We start from the raw sequence: 16,602 nt of genomic DNA, 5'->3' as shown, positions 1-16,602 counted from the left end.
GTGGCATGTTTGCGCAAGTACATCATCCTCAGAAATTACTTCCCGGCGAGCTTGATGGCTATCTTGAAAGAGGCTGGTTCAGGATGGGGCAGACTATCTTTACAACCAATTTTCTCAATTTCAGGCACCAGCTTTACGGCGCCATCTGGCTCAGGATAGTGTTGCCGGATCTCACACATGATAAGCAGCAACAGAAATTGATGAAGCGCAATGCTGGTTTCAGAACGGAAGTAAAGCGCGCTTCTATCAATGCCGCAAAAGAGGAGCTCTATGCAAAATATAAGCTGGGCATTTCGTTCGAAGTGTCGTCTTCGTTAAAGGAGCTGATGTACCGGAACTCGCTGCACGACCTTTACCATACACTCGAAGTTTGTGTCTATGACCAGGGAAAGCTGATCGGTGCCGGTTTTTTCGATATCGGCGCAACGAGCGGAGCAGGCATCACTTCTTTTTACGATCCCGATTACAAGAAGTACAGCCTGGGTAAGTATCTTATCTATCAGAAACTGGAATACTGCAAAGCTTCCGGTCTCAGTTTCTTTTACCCCGGTTATTTTGTGCCGGGTTACAGTTTTTTCAATTACAAGCTGGGCATCGGAACAGAGGCCCTTCAGTATCTCGATTTCAGCTCACAGCATTGGTTGCCGATCGATCAGTTCTCCGTCGAAAAAACGCCCCTGCACGTGATGCACAAGGCGCTTTCGACATTGCGCGCGCTGCTGCAACAGTTCAGGATCGAGAGCAGTGTGCTGATGTATGAATTTTTTGATGCCAACCTGATCCCCGAGCTGAAGGATGCCGGGCTTTTTGATTTTCCGGTGCTGCTGTGCTTCCCTTATTCGGAAGATGACAGTATCCATGCCGTGGTGGTGTATGATGTGCAGGATGAAAAATACCGCCTCATCAGGTGTATCAGTGTTTGGGCCTCCAATTTACCTGACCGCCAGGACGGTTTTTTTTCATCGCACTTGCTGAAGATCATTCAGGAAATATTCTCATCTGCTGTTCCGGAAGAGATGGCGGCTGCCCTTCTGGTGGAGATGAAATCCCGCATAGCAGGATAACTTTTTATGGCTGCTTATACCTCGTCGATCTCGATCTTCCGGTGATTGTCGTTCGATTCTTCGTTGAACGGCAGCTTCACCACCAGCTCATTGTGATCATAAACGGCTTTAATACCACCGGCCTCTATGTAATAGGGGATCATCTGCTTGTAAACTACCTGGGGCATTTGCAGCAGCTGGCCCGATACTTCAAGGGGCAACAGGTAATAAACCGAAAGCTCGTGGTTGTTGATCTCAACCTGCATGGATTCTTTACCGACGCCAGGCACGCGGACCCTCATTTCGTGGCCATCCGCATTTTTGGTGAACGACATGTACGGCTCGCTTACGCCACCGTTAATGGTGTTCAATACATCTATAGAGGTGAGCAGATCTTTGAATTTCTTATTCATTCTCTTCTTTTTCATTTCAGGTTTTCTCCTTCGGGAACGGTGAGGAACAACACCTATACCAGTTTCCATTTCAGGACAAATAGGCGGAGAGGAAGACAGATTTGCTGAATGCGGCGGGAACTATTTTAAGATCAGGAAATCCTGTCAGGAGTTGGTGAACCGGTGATCGGTAACCGGTAACCGGTAACCGGTAATCAGTAATCAGTGACCGGTAATCGGTAATCAGTAACGGTGTATAAAACTCTCAAAACCGATTACCGAATACCCGAATACCATTCACTAACTAATGTTTGCCCCACAGACCTTTATTACCCCTCCTCGCTTCCTGCTGAAGTTTGGTAAAGAGGTCGGCGAATTTGACATTGGGCGGCACGGTCATTACCATGGCATAACCCTGTTTGATGAGAGAGGCGTTCACGAAGGTGCCGTCTTGCAGGTAAACATAGGCGAGGGTTCTGCCATATCGATCCGTTTTACCCACGTCAAATTCGAGTCGCACTTTTTTTCCGGTGAGCAGCTTCTGCAAATATTCCTTCGATTGTTTGCCGAAGTATCCTATTTTCTTTCTCCCGGTATTCCGCGATTCGGGCGCATCCACACCGATGAGCCTTACCCGCATGCCTTTTTCCGTTCCGTCATTAACACGGAAGGTGTCTCCGTCAACCACCTTTGAAACAACATAATATTTCGGCTTCGTGTCGCCAGTGCGCCCTGGAGCGAGTGGATGAATGTTGTGGAATAGAAAAAAGAGGGTAATGGTAAAGTTTAAAAAATAGTGCATGGGCCGTGTGCGAATGATGTAGTCTCGTTGTCAAACGTTCAAATATAGGCTTTTGGTATCAGTAGGCAGTAGGCATCCCGATAGCTATCGGGACCGATCAAGATCGGGACAGTAGGCAAAGGACGAGTTGCAGTCAAGTTTGGCAAGCTTCGTATGCCTTGGTTGGCGAACGTAACACAGTCTTGTACCTCAGGGCCTGCACGTTGCCTACTGCCTATTGTCAATTGCCTACTGATTTAATTTGGAGAATACCGGCCACTTTTCTATATTGAATGCATAGAGCCCATCTATTTCTGACACCTTCAAGAGGTGATGAAAAAGATGGGTTTTTTTATTTTCTGGCTATTGTGCATGTCCGTCACCGCATCGTGTGATCAAAATATTTCTCCTGTTCATCGATAAACTTAAAAAAATACCTTATGTCAACATTCAATATCCTGACCATCGACGGGGGCGGTTTGCGCGGCATTGTGCCCACCCGCATCCTTCAAAAAGTGGAAGAGATCACCGGTAAAAGTGTGCTGGATACATTCGATATGGTGGCCGGCACTTCCACCGGAGGACTCATTGCATCGTGCCTCACCCTTCGCGACCGCAAAGATCCGGACAAGCCCATGTATAACCTGAAAGATATTGCCGAGATCTACATTCAAAAAGGCAAGGTGATCTTCCCGGTCCGCTCCGGCATCTGGAAGTTCCTGTACGGCATCACCGACCTGTTCTCGCCGGCATACAGTGCTTCGGGGGTTGAGAAGGTATTGCGTCAATTTGTAGCGGGACAACGCATTAAAGATTCGCTGCGCCCCATCCTCGTTTCAACTTATGACCTGAGTGGCAACCGTCCCGTGTTTTTTAAGTCGGCCGAAGCCCATGGCGATGAAAGTGCCAACGCAAAGATCCACGATATTTGCCGCGCTACTTCCGCAGCCCCGACGTATCTGCCTGCCTACACGTTCAACTACAAAGGCAAACAGCTCACCGGCATCGACGGTGGCGTGTATGTGAACAACCCCACCATGGCAGCCATCGCCGAGATCAGCAAATATGGCAACAGAGGTTTTTATAAAAAGAAAGACGGAACGCCCGTGGCCTTTGAAGACATCAGGGTGCTCTCGCTGGGCACCGGCTCTTATACCGGTACCATTACACGCAAGGAAGCAGTGCGCTGGGGACAGCTGCAATGGGTGACCAGGATCACCGACATCATGATGCGGGGCGTGAATCAGACAACCGATTACGAAAGTGGTGAGATGCTCGCCGATGGAAATTATCTCCGGTTGAACATCGAGATCAAAGACAAGGAATATTCAGATATGGCTGATGCCCGCACGGTTACGAGAGAGTACCTGGAGCTGGAAGTGAAGAAACAGATCACGGAGAACAAGGAAAAGATCAAAGCGCTGAAGCAGTTCCTGAGCGAGATCTCGGAGCCCGTTTTGGTATAGCCTCGGGTTATGAGCCGCGAGCTGCGAGACGGGAACGCCCTCGAAGCTCGCGGCTCACAGCTCAAAACTCTTATTTGCCCTGTTTATTTTCCTGCAACTGGCCGTCGGCCCTGAACAGCAGTTTGCGGTCTCCCTGAGGGCTGTCGAGGTCTACCTGATAGAAGATCTTTCCATCTGCTTCGATCTTATCGGCATCGTCGATCTTGTAGTCTTTGAATTCCTTTGCCAGCTTTTCGCGGATCACTTCCGGCAGCTGGCTCTTGGGAAAATCTTCTTTGTGGCGGGTGATCACACCACTTTTGTTGATCCACACCTCATGCTCGCGTGAGCCCACCTCGAACTCTGCCTTGTACAATTCCCCCTTGAGCTCCCATTCAAGATCTTTCGTATTCTGGAACTTCGATTGAAATGCGTTCAATACAACCGCGGGCACCTGGCTTTGTGGAATATCCTGAGCAGCGGCTACGGTATGAAGTCCGGCGGCTCCTAATAAAATAAAGATCAGCGTTTTCATGATTGATACTTTTTATGTTCGACAATATATTATTAATGATTCAAAATTGTGATACGATTCCGGAAACAACCTGGAAACATTCGCCCTATTTCACTTTTTTCCGGGCCTCGTACACCCAGCGTAGCAAAAAGTCGAGATGCGTGTCATGAACGCCGGCGGGAATTCCTAAAGCAAGCCCCAGCGATGTGGTGGCGCTCAGTGCCATCTTTACCTGTGGCCTGACGATCATTTCGAAGTGATGGTGATCGATCTTTTCATTGGTCTCGATGCCCACAAAGTTCCTGGTGCCCGGCAGGGTATAGTGAACGTTGGCATTCACGAGCCAGCTGGTTTTTTGGCGCTTATATTCTGTATCGCGTTCAAAAGATGGACCTGCGTAGATCAGGCTGTGAAACTGGCTGCCCCATTTTTTGGCAATGATCATAAAAGGATTGTGGAGGCCGCCCCGTCGCCGCAGCAGGTTCGGACCCTGCTTCGATTCAAAGATATAACCTGCAGCCATGGTGGTCTGCAATTTTTCAGAGACAAAGAACGAGTATTGAACAGCCGTCTTGATGCCTTCGATGCCACTATGCGCGTGGAGGCCCGCTGCGTTTTCTTTGCTCACAGGTGAATAAAAAGCGAGGGGCAGCTCGATCTCCAGGCCAAGCCTGTTCAGGGGTGCGAACTCGTATTCAACAAGATAAGTGTGTGCTGTATAGCTGCGGGTACTCGTCATACCTATACCGATGTTCAGCTCACGCTCACCTTTGCGCGCGCCCAGGTCGCGGATCAGGTCAAAGTAAATGGGCTCCGCATGTGATACCTTGGCGGGCAGCGCATCCGGTGTTTGTGAAAATCCCCTGAGACATAATGTTGTGAGTGCTATTAAAATGATCCGGTATTGTGTCATAAGCTCGTTGTTTTCTGCTGGCAAAAAAAGGATGCGAAACAGGAAACAATCGGGAAAACCCTTTTAAGCTTCAGGGAACCTGATGGTGAACTGATGCCGGCCGTTGTGTGTGTAGCCGACAGATAATTGATAGTAGTCAGCGATGGACTTCACGATGGCCAGCCCCAGGCCGGAGGAATTTTTTTCGGGCGAATTTTTGTAAAACCGTTTGAACACCTGAGTGGCATCGAGCGCTGCAGACCCGCTGCTGTTGGCAACGGAGAGGCCAGTGCCATCGACCGTTACTTCAACAAACCCTCCCGGGTAATTGTGGGTGATGGCATTTTTTAAAAGATTCGATACCAGGATCTCGGCCAGCTCCGCGTTCATGTTGCCGGATAATGTACCCTTATCGATCACAGTGATCTTCACGGATTTGAACTCGGCCAGGTCTGTGAAGAGTGTCACAAGCCGGTTCACCAATGCGTTGAAATCTATCGAATGAACTTCCGGAAACTGTCTGTTCTCGATGCGCGAAAGCAGCAGCAAGGTTTTGTTGAGTCGTGTGAGCCGCTCAAGGTTATTGATCACGGCCCCGATCTCGTGCAGCTGATCTTCCGTAAGTGTATTTTTCTCCGTGAGCAATTCCAGCTTGTTGATGCTGATGGCCAGCGGCGTTTGCAGCTCGTGCGCCGCATTTTCGATAAACTGTTTCTGGCTATTGAAGGTCTCTGTAGTCCGCTGCAGTAGCGATGCAATGGTCTTGTTCAGGCTGCTGAATTCATTCACGTTACTGCTCACAGGTGTGAAACTTTCCTGGCTGCCGGGTTTGAATCTTTCGAGGTTGTCGAGCGCGTGATAGAAAGGTTTCCAAATCCGTCGGAGCAGCAGATTGTTGATGATGAGCACGCTGGCCAGCAATGCAACATAGAGCCAGAGGATGGCGAAGAATAAGTCTTCGATCAGGTCGTCTTCTTCCACCATCGAGGAGACGATCTGCAGCTCGTAGTACTTTCCGTTGGTGGCGCGGAAAGCCGTTTTGAGGATCCTCACTGGCTCGTTGTCTTCTTCATTCTGCATATAAAGCGTGGAGTCCAGGTAGGCCTCGTGATAATTGCGGGCCGTTTCTTCCGTGATGGCATGGATCGCATAGTTGCTTTCCATGAAATCGGTTTTGTGCAGCAGGATGGTGTCTTCTTTTACTTTGTCGATGATCAGCAGCTTGGAGTTCTCGAGGCCATCGTCGATGCTGTCCTGAATCTCATCCAGCATGTTCACATAAAAAATAGTAGCCCATGCCCCGATCACCACCAGGAGCATCACCGCAAGGTAAGAGAGCGTATGGTTCAGTAATTTCAACGGCCTGCCAGTTTGTACCCGATGCCATACACGGCCTGGATCTCCACCGCCGCGTCTGCATCTTTCAGTTTTTTTCTCAGGTTCTTGATCTGCGAGTAGATGAACTCGAAATCGTCTGCCTGGTCTGTACCATCACCCCAGATGTGTTCGGCCAGCGCGGTCTTGTTGATGAGCCTGTTCTTGTTGGCCATGAAATAAGCGAGAATGTCGAACTCCTTCCGGTTCAGCGCCAGTTCCTGCCCGGCCACATACACCACACGGTTGCCGGTGTCTACGGTGATGTTGTTCAGCTCGAGCATCATTTGCCCTTCAGCGGTTTTTCTTCTGATCACAGACTTTACGCGGGCCGTAAGCTCGGCCAGGTGAAAAGGTTTTGCCAGGTAATCGTCGGCGCCCAGGTTGAGACCTTTTACTTTATCGTCAACCGCATTTTTTGCTGAGATGATGATGACGCTGTCGCGCTTTTTCAGTTTTTTGAATTCTTCCAGCAGGGAGAGTCCGCTGCCGTCGGGAAGCATAATATCGAGCAGGATGCAATCGTAATCATAGGCGGCCACTTTATCCATCGCGGCATGATAGCCAGCCGCACTTTCAACGAGGAATTTTTCCTTTTCCAGCGAGTCAATGATCACCTCACGCATGTCGGGCTCGTCTTCTATCACCAGGATCTTCATCTGCTTTTTGATGCCGTTTGAACTTCACACAAAAATAGGCCACAATTCCGGAAACAACCTGGAATGTTTAAAATTGAATGGAATGCCGGCGGTTTTAAGCGGCTTTACGATACTTTTATGTTTCTGCAAAAAGCTGTATTTACAGGCCTGAACCATGATACTTGCCTTCGATACCTATTATTCCGATAAAAAGGCCAAAACGGTTGCCATCGGTTTCAACGCCTGGACCGACGCACAACCCCATGAGGTTTTCACGGAAACGCTTGATGATGTTGCCGACTATCAACCCGGCGAATTTTACAAAAGAGAGCTCCCATGCATCCTTAGCTTGTTGAGCAGGATCGATCTGACTGAAGTCGAAGCCATTATCATAGACGGGTTCGTTATTCTCGACGACCACGGTAAACCCGGTCTTGGCGGGCATCTCTACGGGCGCCTCGATCAAAAGATCCCGGTGATCGGCGTAGCCAAAACAAATTTTGCGTTGATCAACGAAGGCAAACGTGAAGTTTTTCGCGGCGAGAGTGAACGTCCGCTATTTGTCACCGCGCTGGGCATCGACCTGGACGTAGCCAGCAACTACATCAGACACATGCACGGCGATTACCGCATCCCGACTTTGTTGAAGCACCTGGATGGCCTCACTAAAAAATAGTACACCCCCATCATTTAACCCGTACTGCCGTGGACTGTCGACCGTGGACCGTGGACTCTCTCATCCACCACTTCGATTGCGGCACATTCTTATAATCCAGCATGATCTGTTCACCGATGATCGGCGTAGCAACGGGGAGGTTAACTGCCTGCGCTGCTGCCGTTACCCTGATGGCCGGGTCATGCCAGCTGTGCAATGCCAGGGTGAAGGCGCCCCAATGAATGGGTAGCAACATTTTTCCTTTCACATCTAAGGTGGCCTGTACCGTTTCCTCCGGCATCATGTGAATGCTCTTCCATAACTCATTGTATTGACCGCATTCCATCATCACAAAATCCATGGGGCCATACTTCTCACCGATTTCTTTGAAGTGTGGGCCATAACCGCTGTCACCGCTGAAGTACAACTGCTGGCTTGCCGTTTTTACGATCCACGAGCTCCACAATGTTACGTTCCTGCTGAATCCACGACCGGAGAAATGCCGTGCCGGTGCGCAGATAAAAGTGAACCCGTCGTGCTGCGCTTCCTGCCACCAGTCAAGCTCTGTGATATTTTCAGGTTTCACACCCCATGAGATAAGATGCGCGGCAACGCCCAGCGGAACGTAGAACCTTCCTGTTTTTTCTTTCAGCTTCAGGATGGATCCATGATCGAGGTGGTCATAATGATCGTGCGAGATCACAATGGCGTCAATGAACGGAAGCGCGTCAATCTCGATCGGTAATTCTTCGTTGTATCTTTTTGGCGACAGCCCCGGGATCGGTCCGGCATATTGACCGAGCATAGGATCGAACAGGATCTTTTTTCCATCGATCTCCAGCAGGCAGGCGGAGTGCCCGAACCAGGTGAGCCTGGCGATGTCCGGCGCACGGTTCGCCACCACCGCGGGCTCGATCTTCTTCAGCGGAAGCGGCGCGCCGGGTTCCCTGTCAGGACCTTTTCTGAACAGCATATCGAACGTCACCGATACGCCCTTCGAAAACCCAAGGTCGAGGGTAGTAGGGATCAGGTTTTCAAACTTGCCGTCTTTGAAATGCCCGGTAGCAGCGAAAGCCTTTTGTTGTTCTTCCGAAGGACTTTTTCCAAACTGTGGACTCAGGTTGACGAATGCAACGGTGATGATAATAAGCAGGAGGATGATACCTCCGAGTGTCAGACCAATCATTTTAAGTATTTTCAGAAACCTTTTCATTGAACAGGTCAATTAAAAGTGGGGTGATATCAGCAAAAGACGTAAGCGGTAGGAAATTATTGTACGCTTTTTCTGAAAACCGTCATCCAGAGCGCTGCAGGTGTGATCGCACGCGGGAGCGAAGGATCCCCAGGTCGCTTACTGCGTACTTAATTCGAGCGCATTGCACTTCGTAGGCACGCTGTCAAATGGGGATCCTTCATTCGCACATTCCTACGCTCAAAACCACCATTCAGGATGACGGCCAAAATGAACCGCTCCTTTGCGCTTCTCTCCTTGCCCGCTGTAGCTTTAGCGAAGGCGGGGGCGACCTCTGCGGTTAAACGTATTTCAAAACGTCGTCTGAAAGGTCGAGTCCTGCTGAAACTGATCGCATTCCAGGGTGATGCCGAGGTCTGTGCTGGGTTGTTTGAAGCTTCCCTTGCGGTAGCCTGTTTCAGGATGCTGGTATACGCGGGTCATGTACTTATCCCAGATGGGCAGCGCGGTTTTTCCGCCGGAGCCGGCACCCCACCGCGGAAAGTGGATGCTGGGTTCATCGCCACCCACCCACACACCCGTGACCAGGTTGTGGGTTATGCCCATGTACCAACCGTCTGATCCATTGTCTGTGGTTCCGGTCTTGCCGCCGATCTCATTCTCTTCTCGCACAAAGCTGCTCACGCTCTGCGAGGTGCCACCCTCTTCTTCAACACCACCCTTGAGCATGTGCACCATCTTATAGGCAGTGGTTTCATCCATCACCTGCTTCGAGGTGGGCACGAAGGTTTCGAGCACATTGCCGTTCTTGTCTTCGATGCGTGTGATAAAATAAGGTTGGCGGTAAATGCCGAGGTTCGCAAAGCTGCAATAGGCCGCCACCATCTCGTACAACGAAACATTGCTGGTGCCCAGGCCGAGTGAGTATACGGGATCGAGCTTCGAAGTGACACCGAGCTTGTGCGCGAACTTCACCACATTCTCGGGTTTCAGGCGGTCTATCATCTGAATGGTGATGGAGTTCAGTGATTTGGCCATGGCCTGACGCAGCGTATAAAGTTTTCCATCGCCATAAGTGCCGTCTGCGTTTCTCGGGTGATAGATCTTTCCATCGATGGTCAGTGTGGGCGAGATGTCGTACAGCTCCTGGCAGGGCGAGTATCCTTCTTCCATGGCCAGCCCATACACAAAAGGTTTGAAGGTAGAGCCTGGCTGGCGCGTGCCCTGGCGCACGTGGTCGTACTGAAAATAGGTGTAGTCGATGCCACCCATCCATGCTCTTACAGCGCCGGTTTCGCTATCCATCGACATGAGTCCGGCCTGAAGAAACCTGTTATAGTATTTCAGCGAATCATAAGCACTGAAAAGAGTATCGCGGTCTCCCCGCCAGGTGAAAACCCGCATGTGTCTCTTCTCCCTGAGCAGCAGCTCAACTGAATCGGAGTCGGCGCCATATCGTTTTACGAGTGCCCGATAGGTATCGCTTCGGCGGATCTTGCGCTGCAGAAAATTTTTGATCTCCTGGTTATCGTCATCAACCCATGGATTTCTGCTTCCCCATTCACGTTCAAACATCTGCTGAAGTTTGCTCATGTGCTGGGTCATGGCTTCTTCTGCGTAGCGCTGCATGCGACTGTCTAACGTGGTGTGGATCTTCAGACCTGCTTCAGTGAGATCGTAGCCGTGTTCTTTGCACCACGCCTGCAGGTAGCGTTGCAGGGTGTTCATCACAAAATAAGGTGCTGGCCCTTCGTCCTGGCGCTGGGGTGTGAAGTTAAGCTGAAGCGGAATGGCTTTGATCGAGTCTGCTTTTTGCTTCGAAGCGATGTATCCGTGCACCAGCATTTTTTGCAACACTTCGTTACGTTTGTTCAGCGCTCTTTCCGGATGGGCAATGGGATTGAACCAACTGGTGCCTTGCAGCATGCCCACCAGTAAAGCTGACTCCTGGATGTTGAGCTTGTCGGGAGTTTTTCTGAAATAAGTTTCCGCGGCCACCTTGATGCCATATGCGTTGTTATTAAAGGGCACCGTGTTGAGATACAGGGCGATGATCTCTTCTTTGGTGAAATTTTTTTCAAGCTCCACGGCAATGATCCACTCCTTGGTTTTGCTCACGAGGATCTCGAATGGCCCGCCGAGTTTGGCAAGCGAGCCCTGAAGCTCATCGCCCCGGGTGCTGAAAAGATTTTTTGCTGTCTGCTGCGTGAGGGTGCTTCCGCCGCCTTGCAGGTTGAGCGTGACCATGCCCCAGAACACACGCACAAAAGCCCACAGGTCCAAACCCGAGTGCTCATAGAAACGATGATCTTCGGAGATGAGCAGCGTTCTCACCAGCACGGGCGAAAGATCGTCATAAGAAACCTGGCTGCGGTTGAAGCTGTAGTATCGGCCCAGCGAAACACCATCTGCCGAGATCACTTCTGATGACAGGTCGTTCTCCGGGTTTTCAATCGCCTTCAGGCTGGGCATACCACCGAACAAACCGAAGAGATCATGGGTAACCGCGACGATATAGAGGGACGTGCCCAATGTCATACACAGCACGATGATCCAGATGGCCCTGATCAATTTTTTGAACCAGGTTTTTTCAAGGCACAGATAACCGTTGATCTTTGCCAGGAAAGCAGACAGGGAAGAAGTTTGCATAGGGGTCTTGATGAACGACCCTAAAGCTATCAATTTTTTCTGTTTCAGAAATGCATAAACGCAAAGAACGCAAAGGAAACGCAGAGAAATGCAGGCAGTACTCCTCTAATCTGCGCAGATTTACTTGAATCGGTTATCTGATGTTGTCAGAAGAACGCAAAGGTTTCGCTGACGCACTTTTACCATTCCTAAAAAAAACCTCCCGCGGCCCTCTGCGTCTTCTCCGCGTCCTCCGCGGTTAAATTTCAGCACCGATTTAAAAATTTTTATTTTTTATGAATCATTTTTGCGATGAAATCGTACCGCCGTATTTGAATCACGAGGCGTTTACCTTCACATGTTGAATAGAATGAAGAAAATAGTTAAACTTGAAAAACCCTTTACCCTTGCACCCTGCGCATTCTGTAGTCTTGAATTCTGAAAAACCTGCCAGTTTCACGCCTGTACCCGGTCTTCATATTGTGGCAAATCTTGCCGTGACAGATCTCAGCAAGCTTACTGGTTTTGAGTCTTTCAAAAACTTCATTGATATGCTGGTGGATCAGCATAACCTGTGTAAGGTGGGAGAGGTCTATCACGATTTCCAGAACGGAGGATATACCGGTGTGGTGTGCCTCACAGAGTCGCATCTTTCCATTCACACCTGGCCTGAAAATCAATATCTCACGTTCGATGTCTTTTTATCCAACCATCTCAAAGACAACAGGCCTGTTACCCGTTTGCTGTATCAGCGGGTGAAGGAATATTTTAAGGCTACCGTATTGTTCGAACAGATCATAGACAGATAATCAACGTGGCAGATAAAATTTTCAATTGCCCGGGTTGTGGCGCATTCAATACGGCTGTGCTGGAAAATACCACGTTACTGGTATGCAAGAACTGCTGTGGTATTGTATTTGAAAATGTTGACAGCGGCATCAAGCCAGTGCCTGCGCGTGTGCCGGCAGACTGGAGCTTTGTTCAGCTGAACACCACCGGTGAATACGATGGAAATACTTTTACCGTGGTGGGCCGTGTGAGGCTGCAGCTGCGGAACGATTATAAGAATTTCTGGTGCTGCGTTCTCAAAAATGGCAAGAGCTTATGGATGATGGAGTCCTTTGCAAGCTTCGCCGTTTTTATTCCCGACTGGATTGCCTATAACAAGGGTATCTCACATTTGCACGCCGACGCATCGATACGGGTAAGAAATTTGAATCTCAGGGGAGAATACGTGGAGAAGTGTGAAAGTGTAAGTTATGAAGGCGAGATCGCTCACTGGAAATTGTTTTCCCCCGGCTTCTTCTTCGTGCAGGCCAGCCGGTCTGAAGATGACACCGCTGCATTCGTCGTTGAAAAAGGCGAGATAGAATGTATGCTGGGAAAAAAAGTGGATGTGCAGAAGCTCAACCTTAAAAACATTATCGCCTGGAATGAGTGGAAATAACCATAACGTTTCGTGTCCCAAGTGTAGTGCTGAGAATCAGCTTCGTGGCAAAGCTCTGACCGTTGCCCTCACCTGCAAGGCTTGCGGAACCTATTTTCGCACGGGAAAGTGGAACAAGGCTGCGGCTGAATTTCAGCACCTGAAGGAGTATCAGGCCATTCCCATCGGCACCAGGGGAAAGATCGACAACTTCGTGTATGAAGTGATGGGATTTGTGGTGAAGCAGGAAACGAGATACCATTTCAAGTGGTGCGAGTACTTGCTGTTCAGTCCTTACAGGGGTTATGCATTCCTGTCGGAGTACGATGGTCACTGGAATTTTCTGTGGCCCATTGAAGGTGATCCAAGGAATAATATCAAGGTTGACGATTTTAATTACGAGGGTGCCGAATACCGCCTGTATCAGAAATACAATGCCCAGGTAGTGTTTGCCAAGGGTGAATTCTTTTTCGATGTTCTTGATGTCACGGAATCTACGGTGAACTCGGAGTTCATCGCGCCGCCCTACATGCTGGCCCTGGAGAAAAGCAACGACAGCGTACTCTGGTGCCAGGGCGAGTATTTCAAACCGAAAGAGATAGCGGAAGCGTTTTCAATACCGTTAAGTAAAATGCCGCCCAGGCAAGGTGTGGGCTATACACAACCTTTCAACTCGTCATACAGTGATAAAGCGCTCATCCTGTTCAGTGTGCTGGTGTTTTTGACCACCCTGCTCGCGCAGTTGACCATGAGCTCGTCCGCAGAAGATAAGGTGGTTTTTCAGCATGACTATCATGATACAGACCTGCAGGATCAGAAAATGATCGCCACGTCTTCGTTCGACCTGACCGGCGGAATGCGCAACGTGGAGTTCTATATTTACGCGCCTGTTGAGAACAACTGGTTCTTCACTGAGTTTTCCCTGATCAACGATGATACCGGTGATGAGTATAATTTTACAGAGGAGGTTGAATTTTATTCGGGATATGATGAGGGCTACCGGTGGACGGAGGGTACGCATACGGCCGAAGCAATCCTGTCGATGATCCCGGCAGGAAGGTATCACATCAATATCTATCCGGAATTCAATTTTAACAATCACGCATTTTCCGTCACGGTAAAACGCGATGTGCCTGTATCCACTAATTTTTATCTTACAGCCATCGGGTTGCTGTTGTTCCCGGCTTTTTATTTTGTGCGAAAGCATTACCGCGAACGGAAACGGTGGAGCGATAGCGATTATTCACCTTATTATACAGAAGAATAAACAGGCGGATCTATGAATTGGGACGATATTAAAGGACTTCGGTATTTTATCATTTATTCTATTCTCCTGATCGGATTCTTTATTTATTCAGGAATGGTAGGATGGCTGTGGTTCAATCCTACAAAAGCAGAACCCGTCCGGGGCACCGGAAGGTCAGGACATGTTTATCGATATCACAAATAATAATTTTCAATCTATGGAATTCAAATACATTCTGGCATCAATCGTTTATTCGCTGATCGGCATTGCCATTTTGGGCATCTGCTTCTGGATCTTCGAAAAGATCACACCTGAGAACGTGTGGAAGGAGATCATTGAAAAACAGAACGTGGCGATTGCGATCGTCGCGGCCGCCTTTATGATCGCCATTGCCATTATCATCGCTTCAGCTATCCACAGTTAATGGCGCACATGACCGCCGATCAACGGACGTCCGGGGCGTATCAGTGGCTGCTGCTGATCTCTGTGTTTGTAGTAGCCACCTGTGGACTGGTATACGAGCTCATCGCCGGCGCGCTCGCCAGTTATCTGCTGGGCGATTCGGTAACACAATTCTCGACCATCATCGGCACCTACCTGTTTGCCATGGGCATCGGTTCCTACCTGTCGCGTTTTGTGAAAAACAATTTGTTGTACTGGTTCATCAGCATCGAGCTGCTGGTGGGTATGGTGGGTGGTTTCAGCGCAGGCATCTTGTTCATTCTTTTCGAACAAGTGGTCTACTTCAGGGTGTTGTTGTATTCACTCGTTGTGATGACAGGCACACTGGTAGGTCTCGAGTTGCCCCTGCTCATGCGCATTCTGAAAGACCGCATCGAGTTCAGTGACCTGGTCTCGCGCATCTTTACGTTCGATTACATCGGCGCGCTCTTCGCATCCCTGCTTTTCCCGCTGATCTTTATTCCGTACCTGGGGCTGTTAAGGACCTCTTTCTTTTTCGGTCTACTGAATGTGGCCGTAGCGTGGATCGTTGCCCGGCGTTTCAGGCATGATCTTAAAAGATTTTCAAGGCTGCAATGGAGCGCCGTGATCTGCCTTGCGCTGCTCACCGCCGGGTTTGCGTTTGCCGACAAGCTCACCACAATATCAGAGTCGCTCACCTATCCTGATAAGATCGTGTACGCAAAGTCGAGCCCTTACCAGCGGATCGTGCTGACGCGAAGCGCGATCGACTGGCGTTTGTTCCTCAATGGCAACCTCCAGTTCAGCTCTGCCGATGAGTACCGCTACCACGAAGCCCTTGTTCACCCCGGCCTGTCGCAGCTGCACGCGCCGAAGAACATTCTTGTGCTGGGTGGCGGCGATGGTATGGCGGTACGGGAGATCCTGAAATATCCTTCGGTGCAGAAGATCACGCTGGTAGACCTTGACAAGGCCGTGACAGAAATGTTCATGAGCAACCAGGCGCTGCAAACCCTGAATGATCATGCCTTCGCTTCTCCCAAAGTAACCATCATCAACCAGGATGCTTTTATCTGGATCCGCGAACAGAAACAAACCTTCGATTTTATTGTGGTGGATTTCCCGGACCCTTCCAACTATTCTTTGGGTAAGCTTTATACCACATCATTTTATCGTGAGCTGCACCGCATATTATCGCCCGAAGGTGCGCTGGTGATCCAGTCCACATCACCCTACGTTGCCCGCAAGTCGTTCTGGATCATTAATGAAACGCTGACACGCGCGGGTTTAGAAACACAACCGTATCACTGCTACGTGCCTTCATTCGGAGAATGGGGTTTTGTGCTCGCAGCCAAAAGACCATTTTTAAACCGCTATCATCTGCCTTCGGGCCTGAAGTTCCTGGACGGGAACAGTGTTGCGCAGCTTTTCGTTTTCCCGCCTGACATGGGACCGGTGGAGAGCCAGGCGAACACGCTCAACAACCAGGTGCTGGTAAATACATTTGAAAAGGAGTGGGCTATCTACACGAGATGATCTCCAGGAGAAACTTTGTTGCACGCGCAGCCCAGGGACTTGGACTCTCCATGGTGCTGCCTTCATTACAGGCCTGTCATAAGCCTTCCGTTATTCCAGGTCAGATCATGGGGCCTAACGCCGCGTTGGGGCACCGCCTTCGTACCATGGATTTTGGAGCGCCCGCAGAATCGTTACGAACAGATATCGTTATTGTTGGCGGTGGTGTGGCAGGTTTGTCGGCGGCGCGTTACCTGAAAAAACACACTGACAATTTTATCCTGCTCGAGCTCGAAGAGAACACGGGCGGAAATGCCATGGGGGGAAGCAACAAGGTGTCAGCATATCCATGGGCCGCACACTCCCTTCCGCTCCCGGGCCCAACTGCCGCTGAGCTCACGGCATTTCAGCCGGCGGCTGGCGGGATCACCGCTGTTA

17 protein-coding genes are annotated in these 16,602 nt (G+C 49.9%); 9 read left to right on the top strand and 8 right to left on the bottom strand.

Annotated features, from left to right (window positions below; translation table 11 throughout):
• Nucleotides 1-5: 5 nt before the first annotated feature.
• Nucleotides 6-1,064 carry a GNAT family N-acetyltransferase gene (locus tag KK083_RS08740; protein WP_254162565.1) on the top strand — a complete coding sequence of 353 codons (1,059 nt, stop codon included), beginning with the start codon at nt 6-8 and terminating at the stop codon, nt 1,062-1,064.
• Between the two features lie 14 nt (nt 1,065-1,078).
• Here KK083_RS08740 and KK083_RS08735 read toward each other — a convergent pair whose 3' ends face one another.
• Together KK083_RS08735 and KK083_RS08730 are read right to left on the bottom strand one after the other, a co-directional pair.
• Nucleotides 1,079-1,471 (bottom strand): Hsp20 family protein, encoded by a 393-nt coding sequence (locus KK083_RS08735; protein WP_254162563.1) that lies wholly within the window; start codon nt 1,469-1,471, stop codon nt 1,079-1,081.
• 268 nt (nt 1,472-1,739) lie between these two features.
• The gene (locus KK083_RS08730; RefSeq protein ID WP_254162561.1) at nt 1,740-2,237 is read right to left on the bottom strand and encodes a thermonuclease family protein; all 498 of its coding nucleotides are present in this window, start codon (nt 2,235-2,237) and stop codon (nt 1,740-1,742) included.
• A gap of 419 nt (nt 2,238-2,656) precedes the next feature.
• Here KK083_RS08730 and KK083_RS08725 point away from each other — a divergent pair, with 419 nt between their 5' ends.
• Nucleotides 2,657-3,682, top strand: coding sequence for a patatin-like phospholipase family protein (locus KK083_RS08725; RefSeq protein ID WP_254162559.1), 1,026 nt, complete (start codon nt 2,657-2,659; stop codon nt 3,680-3,682).
• 70 nt (nt 3,683-3,752) lie between these two features.
• Here the strand turns inward: KK083_RS08725 and KK083_RS08720 are convergent, their stop codons facing one another.
• The 4 genes from KK083_RS08720 to KK083_RS08705 form a co-directional block, all read right to left on the bottom strand.
• On the bottom strand, nt 3,753-4,196 hold the full coding sequence (locus KK083_RS08720; RefSeq protein ID WP_254162557.1) for a PepSY-like domain-containing protein: 444 nt from the start codon (nt 4,194-4,196) through the stop codon (nt 3,753-3,755).
• A gap of 85 nt (nt 4,197-4,281) precedes the next feature.
• Entirely contained in the window at nt 4,282-5,088 is an 807-nt protein-coding gene (locus KK083_RS08715) for an HAEPLYID family protein (RefSeq protein WP_254162555.1), read from the bottom strand.
• Between the two features lie 63 nt (nt 5,089-5,151).
• Nucleotides 5,152-6,426 carry a sensor histidine kinase gene (locus tag KK083_RS08710; protein WP_254162553.1) on the bottom strand — a complete coding sequence of 425 codons (1,275 nt, stop codon included), beginning with the start codon at nt 6,424-6,426 and terminating at the stop codon, nt 5,152-5,154.
• Nucleotides 6,423-7,100, bottom strand: coding sequence for a response regulator transcription factor (locus tag KK083_RS08705; protein ID WP_254162551.1), 678 nt, complete (start codon nt 7,098-7,100; stop codon nt 6,423-6,425). Before KK083_RS08705 ends, KK083_RS08710 begins: the two co-directional genes overlap by 4 nt.
• Before the next feature lie 154 nt (nt 7,101-7,254).
• On the opposite strand from KK083_RS08705, the gene KK083_RS08700 reads away from it, so the two are divergent.
• Nucleotides 7,255-7,755 (top strand): endonuclease V, encoded by a 501-nt coding sequence (locus KK083_RS08700; protein ID WP_254162549.1) that lies wholly within the window; start codon nt 7,255-7,257, stop codon nt 7,753-7,755.
• 10 nt (nt 7,756-7,765) lie between these two features.
• On the opposite strand, the gene KK083_RS08695 is transcribed toward KK083_RS08700, so the two are convergent.
• A complete protein-coding gene (locus tag KK083_RS08695) occupies nt 7,766-8,947 on the bottom strand; it encodes an MBL fold metallo-hydrolase (protein ID WP_254162547.1) in 1,182 nt (393 codons plus the stop codon).
• Between the two features lie 330 nt (nt 8,948-9,277).
• Nucleotides 9,278-11,575 carry a transglycosylase domain-containing protein gene (locus tag KK083_RS08690; protein WP_254162545.1) on the bottom strand — a complete coding sequence of 766 codons (2,298 nt, stop codon included), beginning with the start codon at nt 11,573-11,575 and terminating at the stop codon, nt 9,278-9,280.
• Nucleotides 11,576-12,036: 461 nt separating this feature from the next.
• On the opposite strand from KK083_RS08690, the gene KK083_RS08685 reads away from it, so the two are divergent.
• The 6 genes from KK083_RS08685 to KK083_RS08660 all read left to right on the top strand — a co-directional run.
• Nucleotides 12,037-12,363 (top strand): S-adenosylmethionine decarboxylase family protein, encoded by a 327-nt coding sequence (locus KK083_RS08685; RefSeq protein WP_317195221.1) that lies wholly within the window; start codon nt 12,037-12,039, stop codon nt 12,361-12,363.
• Between the two features lie 5 nt (nt 12,364-12,368).
• Entirely contained in the window at nt 12,369-13,001 is a 633-nt protein-coding gene (locus KK083_RS08680; RefSeq protein WP_254162541.1) for a hypothetical protein, read from the top strand.
• Nucleotides 12,988-14,247: a DUF4178 domain-containing protein gene (locus KK083_RS08675; RefSeq protein ID WP_254162539.1), complete on the top strand. Its 1,260-nt coding sequence runs from the start codon at nt 12,988-12,990 to the stop codon at nt 14,245-14,247. The genes KK083_RS08680 and KK083_RS08675 overlap by 14 nt, the downstream gene beginning before the upstream one ends.
• A 196-nt stretch (nt 14,248-14,443) precedes the next feature.
• Nucleotides 14,444-14,650, top strand: coding sequence for a DUF350 domain-containing protein (locus KK083_RS08670; protein WP_254162537.1), 207 nt, complete (start codon nt 14,444-14,446; stop codon nt 14,648-14,650).
• Nucleotides 14,651-14,658: 8 nt separating this feature from the next.
• A complete protein-coding gene (locus KK083_RS08665; RefSeq protein WP_254162535.1) occupies nt 14,659-16,185 on the top strand; it encodes a polyamine aminopropyltransferase in 1,527 nt (508 codons plus the stop codon).
• On the top strand, nt 16,182-16,602 hold a 421-nt coding region (locus tag KK083_RS08660; RefSeq protein WP_254162534.1), incomplete at its 3' end, for an FAD-dependent oxidoreductase. The genes KK083_RS08665 and KK083_RS08660, both read left to right, overlap by 4 nt.

This window comes from Chryseosolibacter histidinae, from assembly GCF_018598225.1.
Classification (GTDB): domain Bacteria; phylum Bacteroidota; class Bacteroidia; order Cytophagales; family Cyclobacteriaceae; genus Chryseosolibacter; species Chryseosolibacter histidini.
This window is presented reverse-complemented; position numbering and strand designations above follow the sequence as displayed.

What these genes read in the sequence shown, in the direction of transcription:
- KK083_RS08690 (WP_254162545.1), bottom strand. Translation starts at nt 11,575, where the DNA reads ATGCAAACTTCTTCCCTGTCTGCTTTCCTGGCAAAGATCAACGGTTAT.
- KK083_RS08735 (WP_254162563.1), bottom strand. Translation starts at nt 1,471, where the DNA reads ATGAAAAAGAAGAGAATGAATAAGAAATTCAAAGATCTGCTCACCTCT.
- KK083_RS08675 (WP_254162539.1), top strand. Translation starts at nt 12,988, where the DNA reads ATGAGTGGAAATAACCATAACGTTTCGTGTCCCAAGTGTAGTGCTGAG.
- KK083_RS08665 (WP_254162535.1), top strand. Translation starts at nt 14,659, where the DNA reads ATGACCGCCGATCAACGGACGTCCGGGGCGTATCAGTGGCTGCTGCTG.
- KK083_RS08705 (WP_254162551.1), bottom strand. Translation starts at nt 7,100, where the DNA reads ATGAAGATCCTGGTGATAGAAGACGAGCCCGACATGCGTGAGGTGATC.
- KK083_RS08720 (WP_254162557.1), bottom strand. Translation starts at nt 4,196, where the DNA reads ATGAAAACGCTGATCTTTATTTTATTAGGAGCCGCCGGACTTCATACC.
- KK083_RS08740 (WP_254162565.1), top strand. Translation starts at nt 6, where the DNA reads ATGTTTGCGCAAGTACATCATCCTCAGAAATTACTTCCCGGCGAGCTT.
- KK083_RS08725 (WP_254162559.1), top strand. Translation starts at nt 2,657, where the DNA reads ATGTCAACATTCAATATCCTGACCATCGACGGGGGCGGTTTGCGCGGC.
- KK083_RS08695 (WP_254162547.1), bottom strand. Translation starts at nt 8,947, where the DNA reads ATGAAAAGGTTTCTGAAAATACTTAAAATGATTGGTCTGACACTCGGA.
- KK083_RS08715 (WP_254162555.1), bottom strand. Translation starts at nt 5,088, where the DNA reads ATGACACAATACCGGATCATTTTAATAGCACTCACAACATTATGTCTC.
- KK083_RS08700 (WP_254162549.1), top strand. Translation starts at nt 7,255, where the DNA reads ATGATACTTGCCTTCGATACCTATTATTCCGATAAAAAGGCCAAAACG.
- KK083_RS08730 (WP_254162561.1), bottom strand. Translation starts at nt 2,237, where the DNA reads ATGCACTATTTTTTAAACTTTACCATTACCCTCTTTTTTCTATTCCAC.
- KK083_RS08670 (WP_254162537.1), top strand. Translation starts at nt 14,444, where the DNA reads ATGGAATTCAAATACATTCTGGCATCAATCGTTTATTCGCTGATCGGC.